Annotated in this window: 17 protein-coding genes and 1 other RNA gene; 9 read left to right on the top strand and 9 right to left on the bottom strand. The window is 35.9% G+C overall.

Annotated elements, in window-relative coordinates; all coding sequences use genetic code 11:
- Positions 1–145 precede the first annotated feature (145 nt).
- Positions 146–385: a hypothetical protein gene (locus PQG54_RS02780; RefSeq protein WP_271788993.1), complete on the bottom strand. Its 240-nt coding sequence runs from the start codon at positions 383–385 to the stop codon at positions 146–148.
- A 521-nt stretch (positions 386–906) separates the two neighbouring features.
- Here PQG54_RS02780 and PQG54_RS02775 point away from each other — a divergent pair.
- The 5 genes from PQG54_RS02775 (at position 907) to PQG54_RS02755 (ending at position 6,590) form a co-directional block, all read left to right on the top strand.
- Positions 907–2,382: a glucosyltransferase domain-containing protein gene (locus PQG54_RS02775; protein WP_271788994.1), complete on the top strand. Its 1,476-nt coding sequence runs from the start codon at positions 907–909 to the stop codon at positions 2,380–2,382.
- Between the two features lie 283 nt (positions 2,383–2,665).
- Positions 2,666–3,004 (top strand): P-II family nitrogen regulator, encoded by a 339-nt coding sequence (locus tag PQG54_RS02770; protein WP_271789526.1) that lies wholly within the window; start codon positions 2,666–2,668, stop codon positions 3,002–3,004.
- Positions 3,005–3,086: 82 nt separating this feature from the next.
- Positions 3,087–4,514, top strand: a complete 1,428-nt coding sequence (glnA, locus tag PQG54_RS02765) for a type I glutamate--ammonia ligase (protein WP_271788995.1) — start codon at positions 3,087–3,089, stop codon at positions 4,512–4,514.
- A gap of 313 nt (positions 4,515–4,827) precedes the next feature.
- Positions 4,828–5,490, top strand: coding sequence for a transaldolase family protein (locus PQG54_RS02760; RefSeq protein ID WP_271788996.1), 663 nt, complete (start codon positions 4,828–4,830; stop codon positions 5,488–5,490).
- Between the two features lie 137 nt (positions 5,491–5,627).
- Entirely contained in the window at positions 5,628–6,590 is a 963-nt protein-coding gene (locus PQG54_RS02755; RefSeq protein WP_271788997.1) for a GTP-binding protein, read from the top strand.
- Here the strand turns inward: PQG54_RS02755 and PQG54_RS02750 are convergent.
- A complete protein-coding gene (locus PQG54_RS02750) occupies positions 6,587–7,402 on the bottom strand; it encodes a TIM barrel protein (protein WP_271788998.1) in 816 nt (271 codons plus the stop codon). The two genes, PQG54_RS02755 and PQG54_RS02750, sit on opposite strands and share 4 nt — an antisense overlap.
- A gap of 359 nt (positions 7,403–7,761) precedes the next feature.
- Here PQG54_RS02750 and PQG54_RS02745 point away from each other — a divergent pair, with 359 nt between their 5' ends.
- A complete protein-coding gene (locus PQG54_RS02745) occupies positions 7,762–8,139 on the top strand; it encodes a hypothetical protein (RefSeq protein WP_271788999.1) in 378 nt (125 codons plus the stop codon).
- On the opposite strand, the gene ruvX is transcribed toward PQG54_RS02745, so the two are convergent.
- Positions 8,126–8,593: a Holliday junction resolvase RuvX gene (gene ruvX / locus PQG54_RS02740; protein WP_271789000.1), complete on the bottom strand. Its 468-nt coding sequence runs from the start codon at positions 8,591–8,593 to the stop codon at positions 8,126–8,128. The two genes, PQG54_RS02745 and ruvX, sit on opposite strands and share 14 nt — an antisense overlap.
- Before the next feature lie 91 nt (positions 8,594–8,684).
- Between ruvX and PQG54_RS02735 the strand changes: the two genes are divergently transcribed.
- A complete protein-coding gene (locus PQG54_RS02735) occupies positions 8,685–9,686 on the top strand; it encodes an NAD(P)H-quinone oxidoreductase (RefSeq protein WP_271789001.1) in 1,002 nt (333 codons plus the stop codon).
- Here the strand turns inward: PQG54_RS02735 and PQG54_RS02730 are convergent.
- Positions 9,681–10,346, bottom strand: a complete 666-nt coding sequence (locus tag PQG54_RS02730; protein WP_271789002.1) for a DNA-3-methyladenine glycosylase family protein — start codon at positions 10,344–10,346, stop codon at positions 9,681–9,683. The genes PQG54_RS02735 and PQG54_RS02730 overlap by 6 nt on opposite strands.
- Before the next feature lie 100 nt (positions 10,347–10,446).
- On the opposite strand from PQG54_RS02730, the gene PQG54_RS02725 reads away from it, so the two are divergent.
- Positions 10,447–11,724 carry an energy transducer TonB gene (locus PQG54_RS02725; protein WP_271789003.1) on the top strand — a complete coding sequence of 426 codons (1,278 nt, stop codon included), beginning with the start codon at positions 10,447–10,449 and terminating at the stop codon, positions 11,722–11,724.
- Between the two features lie 36 nt (positions 11,725–11,760).
- Here PQG54_RS02725 and PQG54_RS02720 read toward each other — a convergent pair whose 3' ends face one another.
- From PQG54_RS02720 to PQG54_RS02700, 5 genes are all read right to left on the bottom strand, one after another.
- Positions 11,761–12,579, bottom strand: coding sequence for a TIGR00282 family metallophosphoesterase (locus PQG54_RS02720; RefSeq protein ID WP_271789004.1), 819 nt, complete (start codon positions 12,577–12,579; stop codon positions 11,761–11,763).
- An 11-nt stretch (positions 12,580–12,590) separates the two neighbouring features.
- Positions 12,591–13,154, bottom strand: coding sequence for a 5-formyltetrahydrofolate cyclo-ligase (locus PQG54_RS02715; RefSeq protein ID WP_271789005.1), 564 nt, complete (start codon positions 13,152–13,154; stop codon positions 12,591–12,593).
- Positions 13,155–13,170: 16 nt separating this feature from the next.
- A non-coding RNA gene (gene ssrS, locus PQG54_RS02710) (6S RNA) lies at positions 13,171–13,328 on the bottom strand.
- 9 nt (positions 13,329–13,337) lie between these two features.
- Complete coding sequence (locus PQG54_RS02705) at positions 13,338–13,679, bottom strand: cell division protein ZapA (RefSeq protein WP_271789006.1); 342 nt, start codon at positions 13,677–13,679, stop codon at positions 13,338–13,340.
- Complete coding sequence (locus PQG54_RS02700; RefSeq protein ID WP_271789007.1) at positions 13,680–13,964, bottom strand: hypothetical protein; 285 nt, start codon at positions 13,962–13,964, stop codon at positions 13,680–13,682.
- A 132-nt stretch (positions 13,965–14,096) separates the two neighbouring features.
- On the opposite strand from PQG54_RS02700, the gene PQG54_RS02695 reads away from it, so the two are divergent.
- Entirely contained in the window at positions 14,097–14,579 is a 483-nt protein-coding gene (locus PQG54_RS02695) for a calponin homology domain-containing protein (protein ID WP_271789008.1), read from the top strand.
- Positions 14,580–14,588: the final 9 nt, after the last annotated feature.

The raw sequence follows: 14,588 nt of genomic DNA, 5'->3' as shown, positions 1-14,588 counted from the left end.
GATATTATTGGACATTGACTCAATTTTTCTAATTTATCATCTCTAATTACAAACAAGGTGTGAATTTTATTGTATGAAAATCCTTAAAATAACGTAATTTCAATAACAGACTATTCGTTTGATAATCTAAATGAATGAAATACTTTTATTCACTTTCTGGACTAGATGGTAAGTTCTCAGCAAGTTTTGATAAATCTTGCCCATTTTGAAGGTTGAAAACTGTGTAGTATCGACATTGTGCGCCGCAGCTGTGTAACGCAATATAATATTGACCTGTAAAATTGATTTTTAATGGATCGACAATTTTATTCATTTCATCAACCCAGCCAGCGTTTTTGTGCGTATATCCTTTTGGAATTCGAATATTCCCTTTGAACATTGTCACTGGATAATCATGAAAAGAAATTTTTCGTTGATCTGAAGATTCAATAGGACTCTCATATCCTTTGAATAATTTTTGGATTATCGTGATATTTCTTTGTCAATTGAGTTAAGGCTTAATCGGTTCCCATACAATACTGGTCTAGTCGTTGATTTAATTCAATTACATTATTCTTGTTAGAATCCCCAGAAAATTCACCTCGCAAATGATCGCATTAATCTCTTTTCATAAGAAATTCGGATACAATCCGTTGAACAAGTAGGCACAACACTCGTTAAATAAAGGAAAGTCAACCAAAGAAAAAGATTTTACAATTCAACCGTGAAAAGGGCGACAAATGATAATAACTAAATGAGTTTTCACTATTGCCTTATATACTATGATTAAAATCAATCGTTCACAGCAGCTATAATGAATAAGACAGTATAAAGCCTATTATCCCCTTACCTATTTTATTTCAAAAACAAAGAACTTAGTATATAGATTATACTCAATATATTGAGGGGTGAAAATAGAGAATTCAAATGAAGCAATTTGTCATAAAGAATAAATTCAATCTGTTATTTGTTTTTGTTTTTTTTTATTTCTATTACTATCCCGTTATCTCATTAGATATCAAATACAGAGACGATTATATCCGCGCTTTGTTCCTCAATTTAGGTTGGGTTGACGAAGGACGGTTTATCAGCAAGTGGATTATAAATTTTTTTACTTTTTCAGATGGCATTTATACTGCGCCTTTAACGCAGCTTTTATCTCTTGTATGCATTGCTTTTACTGTTATTTATGCTGCACAAACAATTTTTAAAATAATTAATTTCTATTCTTGCTCTTTGATTTCTTTGATTTTTTTAAACCCTTTTTATCTTCAGAATATGAGTTTTGGCTACGACAGTCTTCCCATGACGATTGCAACCTGTTGTGCTATTATCTCTGCATTGCTCATTATACAAAATAAATACTATATTCCATTAACGGCGCTACTGACTTTTATCATCATATTTTCATATCAAACAACTATTGGAACATATGTAAACGCTCTGGTATTTGTATTATTTATTTATTATTTGCAAAATGGTTGGAATCATAACGATAAAATATACATAAAAGCAATCATTAGCCTGAGTATCTATTTGCTTTTTTGTGTTATTTACAAACAAATATATCCATATTTATTCGATGGTTCTGCTAGCCGCATAGTCATTAGCTTATCAAACGTAAAAACCAATATTTTACAAACAATCTCCTATATTAAATTATTGTTTTTCAATATCCACTATCTTTTATATATAACTGCGGTGATTACTTTACTGTCTTTTTTTATCTTTCATTATCAACAAATTAAGACAAAACAGATTAAACCCATTGAAGTTGTCGTTAATTTTTTAATAGTTGGCTTACTTTATATCGTTTTTTTGTTAACAGCCGAAGGTGCCAGTCTTCTCTTTAAAACGGATATCAGTGATGTACGTCTGCTAATTGCAATATCATTTTTATGGGTATTATCCTTTTATATAATATCCCTTGCTTCTAAAACGCTTTATTATGTGTTCTACTTTTGTTTTTGCTGTTTTTGCTTTTCATTTAGCTATAGTTATGGGAATTTTCTTAAAGACCAAAATCATTTTTTTGATATGATAATGACAAATATTAATTATGATATTGGGCATACGCCGGGCGTATCCTCTGCTCAAATATTTGTATTGAACCCCTTTCCCCTGTCAGAGAGTAATAAAAAATTAGCATCAAGAATTCCATTGTTTTTGCCATTATATGGTGAACAAAACTTCGATTGGCTTGTCGCTGTAAAGATGTCTAATATATTACCTTATACATTTTCGGGTGATGAAAGAATGATGTGTCAATTCATAACTGCACGAGATTCTGCAACTCGAACAGGCATAAGCTCTTTCAAAACGGCTATTTATACCCTTAATTACTATCAAAATAATATTTTTGTTGATTTCCATACAAATATAAAAAATTTCTGTAAAAAATAACTTCAGAACTTAAACAAAAAATTGACTACAAAAAAGGCAATTCATTCGAACTAACGTAAACCATATATAATATTCTGCTCTGCTTGCATAAAATATGTTCGTATGACTTTTTTTTGGTCAAATTTTGCCTAATAATTAATCAAAAGCAATAATACACGTAATTATTTTTGCTAGACAATCACTTATAAAATGGTCTTTAATATCCTCCATAGAAACTATGAAATTCTATCTGAATAACTAGGCAAACATTATTTGCTTAACTTTATTTAAGAGAAATTGAATGATTAAAAAAATTGAAGCTATTATTAAACCTTTTAAACTTGACGAAGTGAAAGAAGCTTTGCAAGAAATTGGTTTACAAGGCATTACCGTCACCGAAGTCAAAGGGTTTGGGCGTCAAAAAGGTCACACTGAGTTATATCGTGGGGCTGAGTATGTTGTCGATTTTTTACCCAAAGTTAAAATTGAACTTGTCTGCGGTGAAGAATTGGTGGAACGTGCCGTAGAAATTATTATGAATACAGCACGCACAGGCCGTATCGGGGATGGAAAAATCTTCGTGATGCCTGTTGAAAATGCTATTCGTATTCGCACAGGCGAAAGTGGTACAGAAGCATTATAATCAATCATTCAAAATACACTCTAGATGATAACTCGTTATAGTTTTCATATTCTTAAGTCAAAAGGCACAGGAAAGATCAAAAATGTCTAATATCTCCAGAGAAGAATCCATTTCCAAAGTCATGGATATGATCCAAGAAAATTCAGTTGAATTTGTGGATTTTCGTTTTACTGACCCATGTGGTAAATGGCACCATACAACACAATATGTGACCACAATCAAAGCAGAAATCTTTGAGGACGGTATTATGTTCGATGGCTCTTCTATCAAAGGTTGGAAAGCAATCAACGAAAGTGATATGATTTTGATGCCAGACCCAACCAGCGCAGTGATGGATCCATTTACCGCAAAACCACAGTTGATCTTGATTTGTGATATTATTGACCCTGCGACAGGTGTTGCTTATAATCGTGACCCACGTTCAACAGCTAAACTTGCTGAGCAATATTTAAAATCAACAGGGATTGGGGATACTGCATTCTTTGGTCCAGAAGCTGAATTCTTCATTTTTGATAATGTTAAATTTGGAACAGGTCCTAATTTTGCAATTCATCAACTCGACAGCATCGAAGGTCCTGGCTCAAATCTAAAAGATTATCCAGAAGGTAACATGGGACATCGTCCAGGTCTTAAAGGTGGTTACTTCCCTGTGCCTCCAGTAGACAGCGAAAATGATCTTCGCGCAGAAATGTTGACAACGATGGGTGAAATGGGACTTCCAATCGAAAAACAACATCACGAAGTGGCACAATCTCAACATGAATTAGGCATTGAATTCTCTACTTTGGTGCGTTCTGCCGATTATATGCAAATCTATAAATATTGCGTACATAATGTGGCGCATTCTTATGGAAAAACTGCAACCTTCATGCCAAAGCCAATCTATGGCGATAACGGCACAGGAATGCATGTGCATCAGTCAATTTGGAAAGATGGTAAACCTAATTTTGCTGGTAATGGTTATGCTGATCTTTCCGATCAAGCATTATACTATATTGGTGGTATCATTAAACATGCCAAAGCACTAAATGCATTTACCAACCCATCAACCAATTCTTACAAACGCTTAATCCCTGGGTTTGAAGCTCCTGTATTATTGGCTTATTCTGCTCGCAACCGTTCTGCTTCTTGCCGTATTCCATATGTAACCAGCCCAAAAGCAAAACGTGTTGAAATTCGCTTCCCAGATCCAACAGCTAATCCATATCTTGCATTCGCAGCAATGTTAATGGCTGGTCTTGATGGTATAAAAAATAAAATTCATCCTGGCGATGCAATGGACAAAGATTTATATGATCTTCCTCCTGAAGAACTCAAAGAAATTCCAACCGTTTGTGGTTCTTTGCGTGAAGCATTAGACGCTTTGGCAGCAGATCATGATTTCTTATTAGCTGGCGATGTCTTTACCAAAGATCAAATCGAAAGCTATGCAAAAATCAAATGGGAAGAAGTATATCGCTTTGAACATACTCCTCATCCCGTAGAGTTTGAAATGTACTATTCTGTCTAAAACCTGATCGTAAGCTTTTTTGTTAGGTCATCACAAAAAATTGATTTTTTTAATAATTATGTCTTAACAAAAAAGCCTTTTTGGATTAAACTAATCGTTATTAAAGTAATTAAAATATTTAATTCTTTTTGCTCTTTTGAAATAAAATATCGTTAATAAAAAAACAATCCACGAAAGACAATTATGTCGTTGTTTTTTTATTAAATAAATCTTTTAAATATATTTTTTCTCTATAAATCCAGTTTTTTACTAGTTCGAATATATAAATTACTATTTTGATTTCTTTTAATTCCAATATAAGGCTTATGAGACTATGAAAATACTTTTAGATACCTCTGACGTTCAAGCAATCAAAAGAATCGCAGCTACGTTCCCCGTTTGGGGGGTAACCACAAACCCAGCAATTGTTGCAACTGGCAGAGTGCAATTATTTGATCTGCTCCCTGCAATTAGAGATGCTTTGGGTGGCAAAGGCACACTTTTCGCGCAAGTTATTTCATCTTCAGTGGAAGGTATGATTACTGATGCACAAAAACTATATGAACGTGTCGATAACCTGGTTGTAAAAGTACCTGTAACCCCAAAAGGTCTGCAAGTTATCAAAGAATTAAGCGCACAGAATATACCAACATTGGCAACTGCCGTATATGGCTCAGCTCAAGGTCTACTGGGGATTCTTGCTGGTGCCAAATATGTCTCTCCTTACGTTAGTCGCATCGACGCGCAAGGAGGAAACGGACCAGAAGTTGTTTCTGAGCTTCAATCTCTATTATCAATGCATGCGCCAGAAAGTGAACTTATTGCAGCCAGCTTTAAAAGCCCAAGACAAGCTTTGGAATGTATGCTGATTGGTTGTAAAGGTATTACTTTATCTCCTGAAGTATTTGATCTGTTCCTCGCCGACCCAGCGGTTGCAATTGCAGTAACACAATTCGAAGAAAAATGGAAAGGTGCTTTCAGCACAGATTGCTTGTAAAATAGTTTTATTAAAAATTTTTATCTAATCTTTTTATCTCTAAATAATTTAAGCAAACGCGAAATATATTATTATATTTCGCGTTTTATTTATAATATCACGGATAATTTTCCTAACCGGCAACAAAGAGTTTATCTATGATTTTTCCTATTCCTGTATTTATAATAACCGGTTTTCTTGGAGCAGGAAAAACAACCTTACTCAACTATATTTTATATCATCAAACGACACATAAAATCGCAATTATAGAAAATGAATTAGGTAACACAGCATTAGATAGCATCGTCTTATCACAAGAGAAGCAATCTCTGCATATTAGGACTCTACAAAATGGCTGCATCTGTTGCAACAGCCATGCTGAATTAGAAATAACTTTAATACAGCTGATAAATCAATTAAAAACGCATCAAATTCAATTTTCACAACTAATGATAGAATGCACTGGGATGGCGGATCCTGGTTCAATTATTAAAACATTTTTAACCCACGATCATGTCTCTAGCTACTTTCAACTTAAAGGCGTTGTTACTGTTGTTGATGCATTCAACGCCCCATATCAGTTCAAACATTTTCATGTGACACAGGCCCAAATTGGTTATGCCGATTTGATTTTAGTAAGCAAAATTGACCTGATAAACAAACCATATCAAGATTTTTTTAAACAACTTGCTTATATGAATAACAGAGCAAATATTCATCCTATTTTTAATGGGCGACTAGATTTAACACTCTTAGATCAACTTGATGGTTTTTCTTTACCTTCTCAATCCAGCTTTTTGTGCCAAGAGTTACCTGATAATCCGTTAGACGCACAAGTTAACTCTTTTGTTATAAGAAGAGATGAACCTTTCGACTTGCATACTCTATCCCCACTTTTTGAAAGGTTACTTGTTAATTTCAAAGATCAGCTTTTACGATATAAAGCAATTCTTTATATAAAAGACACCCCGGAACGCCTTTTGCTACAAGGAATACAGCAAGTTTATAATAGTGATTTTGGATCGCCTTGGTCAGAATCAGAAGTGCCTTTTTCAGAATTGGTTTTTATCGGTATTGCTTTGCCTGAACAAGAATTTAGAAAAGCATTTACTGAGCTTTAAATGTGATTACGTATAAAATTCATACTTTCCTTCAACTCGTTCTCAATATCTTGCATATTATGCACGCTCTCCGCAAATGGTTCATAAGAGACATACCCGGTGTAACCTAATTCTTTAAACCGTTTCAATTGCGCTATGTTTTCTAACATGTCTTGCTGATTTACCAAAATTCGATGTGCATCCAACATTTCTGAAATATCAAGATCTTGATCAACAACACCCGACACATGAACAATGCCTGTTAATTCAGGAAAGAACTCTGTTTCTTCTGCTAAATGGTGATGAAATGTATCGTGCACTAATTTAAATGTGCCTACACCACCAATATCGCGAATAGCTTCAACGGCTTCTTTTTTGGCACGTAGTGCAGATTGAGGAAATCCCAAAGGCTCGATATACGCCATCAAACCATGATGATTACAAATATTTTTCAAGTTTTTTAATGCTTGACGTAAATCCTGTTTTCGTTCTTGTGACGTCCGAGAATCAGCATTATCATTCAGAGGACAACAAACGATTGCTTTTGCCTTAATATTAGTCGCCACTTGTGCCAATTTGACTGCTTGTTGCTCTCTTTCAGTATTCCATACGTCGAAAGGATAAAGTGCATTAATGGTTAAAATATCAATTTTATGTTGCTGACATTTTGCAACAATAAATGAGTGCTCCGATTTATCAAAAATATTAATTCCTGGTAAATCGTTACGCAATTCAATCGCATCAATATTTAGCGAGGCACATAATTTTAAATAATCATCAAAAGATAATTTAGGTGCAACAATCCGATTCAAAGCAAATTTAGGAAATTTCATCAATATTTCATCCTTTCGAAAACAACTTATTTCGATAGGTTAAATTCTTTCCTTTATTTATGAAATTCACATAATAGTGTTATTGTACAATAAAATTATAAGAGACTTTTTTGCCAACTAATTCTTGTAAACAACAAACATTATTTAGATAATATCAGATCAATAAAATTTAGCATTCTTAATTTTTTATAAAACCACTGTGTTTTCAAAAGCATATTTTATATTTTTAAAAAAGCAATATACGTTTAAGAACAACGCAGTTAATATTATAAAATTGTTCAATTCAAAATAATCATATTCTGAACAAGATTTTTCTTATAGTATTTACGACAGGCATAACTTATATGATTTAAAGCAAAATGACACCCCATCGCTCGATTTACAAACCAGCATCCATTTTTTTTCTATGTAGTTTATTGATTGCATGCAGCCAGTCTCATAAAAACTTAACAACCATTGAGAAAGTTCAAAACAGCTATAATGACGCTGTCGCGCTTGATCAAGATTACGAAAAAAGAAATTATGGGCAACCTGATCCTGCATCATTCACACGTCTCAAACAATATCGCTCTGACGCTTATCAAGCGTTAATGCAATTTCGACAAAAATTTGATAAGAATAAACCGCTTCCCAAAACATCCTTAGAAAATGCTCGATCAAAAATTGATCAATATGTTTCTTACCTAAATGCTTTGGGCGCAACGTCCGCTACCAAAAATACCCTTACTGGTTTTTAGAGGCATCAAGGGCGGCTTGTAACGTATAACTGGCTGCCATTTTATCCACGACTGCATTGCGTTTCTTACGACTTAAATCTGCCTCATTGATTAAAAAACGATTAACCGCACTGCTGGATAATCGTTCGTCCCATAAGCAAGCTGGTAACTGGCTGGCATTTGAAACAGCAGTAATCCAATCTCTCGCTGCCTGAGCAGCAGGGCCGAAATCACCATCTAAAGAAAGCGGTAACCCGCATATTAGACCACCGACTTGCTCTTTTTGTGCCAATTCTTGTAAATATTGGGCAAAAACTGATACCTTCCCCCGCTTGACTGTTGCAAAAGGGGAAGCCAGCATTAATGTAACATCCGATAAAGCCAATCCGATTTGTTTAGAACCTGGATCGATCCCCAATATCCGATATCCTTTAGGGAGCTGTTGTATTAATTCATAAGGGGTTGCGTACAGCATTTTAATTACCTACGATAAAAATCTTAGTTACTTCATTTGGTATTCCGAAGCAGCTAAAATTTATAATATTTTCTTCAAAAGGTAAAATGACATGAACACGCAACAGATGAAAGCTATTATTGTTCAAAATCCTGGTGGGCCAGAAGAACTTGCGTTAAGCACCTTACCTATTCCGACATGTAAAGAAGGAGAAATTTTAGTTCGTGTCTTGGCCGCGGGTATTAATCGTCCCGATATTATGCAACGTAAAGGGTTATATCCTCCTCCAGAGGGAGCAAGCCCGTTACTTGGTTTAGAAATCGCTGGTGAAGTTGTATCTGCTCCCTCTGCTTCGATTTTTAAACCAGGCGATCACGTTTGTGCTTTGACCAATGGTGGTGGATACGCTGAATATTGCGCTGTACCTGAACAACAATGCCTTCCGTGGCCAAAAGATTTTACTGTTCACGAAGCTGCTGCCTTATCTGAAACATTTTTTACCGTTTGGACAAATCTATTTGAAATAGGAAAATTAACAGCAGGAGAAACCGTCCTGATTCATGGCGGAAGTGGTGGTATCGGCACCGCAGCCATCCAACTTGCCAGTAATTTCGGAGCCACCGTTTACACCACTGTCGGCAGTAAAGAAAAAGGAGAACTTTGCAAAAGATTGGGCGCTAAGGATTATATTAATTATACTAATGAAGATTTCGTCGAACGTATTCACGAATTAACAAATAAACAAGGCGTTCATATTATCCTTGATATTATGGCTGCAGCTTATTTTAATCAAAATATCAACGTCTTGAGCGAAGATGGCCGTTTAGTCATTATTTCTTTTCAAGGTGGTATCAAGGCAAATGATGTTAATTTGGCGAAAATTGTAACGAAAAGATTGACCGTGAGTGGCAGTACCTTACGACCACGTTCAAACGAGTTTAAAGGACATATTGCCAAAGAACTTTACCATCATGTATGGCCGTTGCTTTCCTCACGGAAAATATCCCCTTTGATCCATCAAATTTTTCCATTATCTGAAGTTCGCAAAGCTCACGAAATTATGGAAGCTGGACATCATAGTGGTAAAATGATTCTTGATTTATCCAATCTATAACGTCAGTGGATTTTGTTTCTCTTTTGGTTTTTTTTGATCGACAGCACGCCACAAAAACCAAGCTCCAACCGACCGATAAGGACTCCAAGAGGCTGTTTTTTCTTTGAGTTCTTTTGGTTTAGGTTGCTCGGATAATTGTTTACAGATTTTCCATCCTTCACGAATACCAAAATCATGCACGGGCATGATATCTAAACGTCCTAGTGTAAAAATCAACACCATTTCGACTGTCCAGATTCCCACCCCTGGCAATTGTGTCAATAAATCTATTAACGCTTGATCTGACATTGTTTGAGCGTGGTAATAGGAAGGCACCCGACCTTCTATTGTTGCCACAGCCAATTGTTTCAAACTTGCTACTTTACGAAAAGAAAAACCACATGCTCTTAATTCTGTATCTGAATAGGCTAATAATTGCTTTGGGTTAGGAAAATGCCCGTTATTAAACAATTTTAAACGGTTTAAAATTGCTGTAACGGCTTTTGCATGCAATTGTTGACCGGCAATGGCTTCGAGTAGTGCAAAATATGGTTCTTGTTTTTCTTTGATCTGCAATCGACAATTTTTTTCTTTTTGTATGACCAATGCAAGATCTTTATCAACTAAAGATAAAAAATCAGTTGCTTCTTGCATTTTTTTTTGCCATTTCTCAGCCAACATAATTTTTTCCTATTGCGTTTTTTAAAAGAAAATACAAATATCAAAAAAATATATTACATAATATTATCAAACACAAATACAGGCAAAGATCGATAAGCGAATGACAAAAAGCAACAGACCTTTGAATCAAAAAACGCTTATGGCATCTCCCGATGAACGTTTTGGTGGATCTGTTGTTCCTGCTCCGACAAATATTTCAATCCAATTAAATCAAAATTTGTCATTAAGACCTCATTATTTAAAAAAACCAAAAGATTACAAGAGTGTTCTGGCGGGGTTTCCCTTACTACGTAAAGAGCCTTACGCAGCCAGCAATTCTTTTGATAAACTCAACAAACAAGTAATACAAACACCAACAACTTACATCAATAAAGATACTAACCAAACATTAACCGTATCCCCTATTATATTTAATAAAACCTCCTCACTACTATATAGTAGTGAGTCGGATCAGCATTCCATGATCTTTTATATTGCGGGTTCAGTTATTATTCATGGTCTAGTATTACTCGGTATATATGCAGCTACCTTAAAATTTCCAGCTCAACCGATGGGCAACACGAACGAAGGACAGCCTGTTGATGTTGTTTTTGCGCCTACTCCAACAGGGTCTAGTGGGTTAACAGGCGAAGGCATGAGTGGTGAAGAAGGAGAAACCTCTCCACCGCCTCCACCTCCTGCTGCGTTACCAGAGGTTTCACCACCACCAGCACCAGAGCAAAGCGTCACTGCGCCAGAGCCACAAACTGAAGAGCTTCCTCCAGATGTTGGTGAAATACCGATGCCTATCCCACAACAACAAAAACAAACACCAAAGAAACAACCAACGAAAAACCACCAATATACTTATCGTTATACACCACCTCGCCAACAACCACGTCGGCGACAACCTGCCCCAGAACAATCCAACAATCCCTTTGCAAATATGCAAACACTCGATTTCAGTGAGAATCCTAGTAAGTCAAGACGTAAAGCAGCAACACGCAGATTGCCTCAGGGTTCTCGTTCAGGCATGGATATGTCTACTGGCCCTTTGGTTAAAAATGGCAGAATCAATGTTCCTTATGCTGCTAAAATCAGTATCAAAGGTGTTAGCGATGATTACGGTGATGCGATTAATACATGGATAAGACAACATCTATATTATCCACCCGAAGCTGCTCAAAATGGTGAAGATGGCAGTGCCTCTGTTCACGTTGCTTTAAACAGAGATGGATATGTCTTGTCGGTCAGCTTAACCAACTCTTCAGGATCTGATACATTGGATGCTGCCATAACAGGAATGTTCAGAGGGGCAAAACTACCTAAAATTCCACCTGACCTTCCTGATCATTTTGAACTGGATTTAACCATTAACTATATTTTGTTAAGACATTAATCCAAACAACTTATGGAATATAATGAATTGGGTCTTCTAGTCCCATTTTGGTAAAATAGGATCCAAATCCCCTTTTAAACGAATGGGCGATATTCTTTTCGCAAGCCCTGTTCTGTCATCTGTTTCAACAATAAGCCCACATAATGTGGCTAATCCTTCGGCAGGGCTTAACCGCATTCCAGGCATTTTAGTAACAAATCGATAAATAGCAGCCTCTTTTTGCATGCCGATCACACTATTATAATCCCCACACATACCAGCATCGGTTTGAAAAGCCGTCCCTGAAGATAAAATACGATAATCCGCCGTAGGAATATGTGTATGCGTTCCAACCACCAGCGAAACACGTCCATCAAAATAATGGGCTAGCCCAGCTTTTTCACTGGTTGCTTCGGCATGAATGTCAATTAAAATAGCATGAACATCAATACCAAATCGATATTTTGAAATTAACTCGTCAATCATCCGAAAGGGATCGTCTAACGGCTCCATAAATAAACGACCCATGGCATTAATCACTAATAATTTTTTACTATTCGGCAGCATATGAATATAATGCCCAGCCCCAGGCGTTTGAGGTGGATAATTCAAAGGACGAATTATTTTAGGGTTTTCACGGATATAAGGAATAATGTCTTTGCGATCCCAGCTATGATTACCAAGAGTAATGACATCTACGCCCGCTTTGAATAAGTCTTCTGCAATTGCTGGTGATAAACCAAAACCATGACTAGCATTTTCTGCATTCACAACCACAGCATCAACGGATAATTTACTTTTTAATGCTGGTAACTCTTGAATGACCACTTCTCTACCGCTTCGGCCGACAATATCCCCTAAAAAAACAATGCGCACAATAAACCCTTTTATGTATAAATAATTTCTAACTCAGTAATAATAGCAGATAAGCCAAAGTCAAATGGCTCTGTTGGAATCGTTGTTACTTCTTGATAAGAAAATGCAATTCCAGCAGATTTTGCCTCAGTGAAATGCTGTAAAGTGCGATCGTAATATCCCCCACCATAACCTAAACGATTTCCTTTTCGATCAAACCCCATTAATGGAACTAAAATAAAATTAGGCTCCACGATTTCTGTATTTGGGTAAATCGTTTTATATCGTCCCTCTTCCATCGCCGCAGATGGATACCAAGAGTAAAAAGTGAGAGGATTTCCCTTAACGGGCGTTTTAGGAAGTGCAACTTTATAGCTTTGTTGATGTAATTCATGCATCAGAGGTCGTAAATCTGCTTCACCTTCCAAAGGCCAAAAGCAAGCAATGACATCTTCTTGACTACAAACAGCAGAAATAAAACTGAGAATATTTTGGATAAGCGGCGGTGTATATTGATAATGAGATTGATTAAATTGGCTTCTTAAGCTTTTAAGCTGGTGCCTTAATTGTTGTTTTTGTTGTAAAATATCAATCATTTACTTAACTAAAATATATGAAGCCACCTTAGCCGTCGGTCTATCAACTCTTCCAGACCTGTCAATACAGGTGGGTGCCAGTATAACGAGACCACGGTCACGACAGCGCCAGCTCCCTAGGAAGTGATTATCGGCCCGGGAGTATGTTTTACCTAACAAACCAGGCAGCCCCATAAATCAACTCTATGATAAATTCAATTTCTCTGCAATAGATTCGGCTCTCTCAGCAAAATCATCGAGTTTTTTTCTTAATTCTTGGTTTTCTTTCTGCAATTGCTTTAGCTTTTGTTTGTCTAATTGTTTTTCTAAGCTGGCGACATATTTTTCCATGTCGTGAAGTTTATCTGCCATTAGCAAACTCGACAAAGCCAGTATCCTGCCTTCTCCACTTTGACCACCAATTTGGCGGATCAGATCAATATGCTGCTCTACCACTTTTGCCATTGCTTGCAAATGGGGTTCTTCCCCATCGTTGCAGCCAACAGTATATCCATATCCGTTAATTGTAATTGTTACTTGCGCCATTTATTCTTCTCTGGATCCGTCTACTTGTTCTACAGTTTCTAATTGTTCGACTATCTCTTGCATATGTGTAATTAGATTATCCAGATTTGCAAGAATAACCTCTTTTTTCTCTAGATCCTCTTGCGCTTGTGCATTTGAACGATGACTTTGTTCTGCAAGAAAATTTTCAATAGACATCAGGGCATTGTCCAAGCGTTGTTCTGAAGAAGAAGTTACAATTGGTTGAGATGATATTTGAATATTATCATCTTGAACATTCATATCCACTGTATCTGATTCAACCACTTCTTTTGCCCCTTGTATATTTATAGCAAACAAATAACTTTACTATTTATAAAAGGTTCTTTATCTAAAGTTTTATTACAATACAAGCCAATCTGATACACTCAGAATAACCATCAAAGACCTTTTGTAATAATGACAGAAAACCCTTATATTTTTGTACAAAAAAAAACATTCACAACAGCATTAAATCATTATTTAATACAAACAGAAATACCTTGCTTTGTTGTCAACCATCTTGCACATATCTACTTTATTGCAGAATTTATTAAAAAAACAAGTATAAATCCACGAAATACTTCTGAAAATAGTCCTTCTTTTAGTATCATATCCCCTCCTAATGCCGTCACTTACCTGGGTGTTCGTTGGTGGCTTGCTTTTATAAATACAGCATCAACCATTTTACCACGAAAAAACTTTGTTAATATTTTGGATTGTTACGATCATGCTGGATTAGCAATGGCTGCGATTAGAGAAGGTCAAAAATATATTTTATTCGAATCGGAATCACCGCATTCCTCACTATTAAAAAATAGAGCCGAGCAAACGAATACAATATTCATTACGAATAAACCAAGCTCATTCAGTTTGTTGACGTTAAGTTTCAAAAAAAAATAATTTGCGAGC

Origin of the sequence: Commensalibacter communis, assembly GCF_947179015.1 — a bacterium.
GTDB classification, from domain to species: Bacteria; Pseudomonadota; Alphaproteobacteria; order Acetobacterales; family Acetobacteraceae; genus Commensalibacter; species Commensalibacter communis.
The sequence above is the reverse complement of the archived record's forward strand: the minus strand, read 5'-3'. Positions and strand labels throughout refer to the sequence as shown.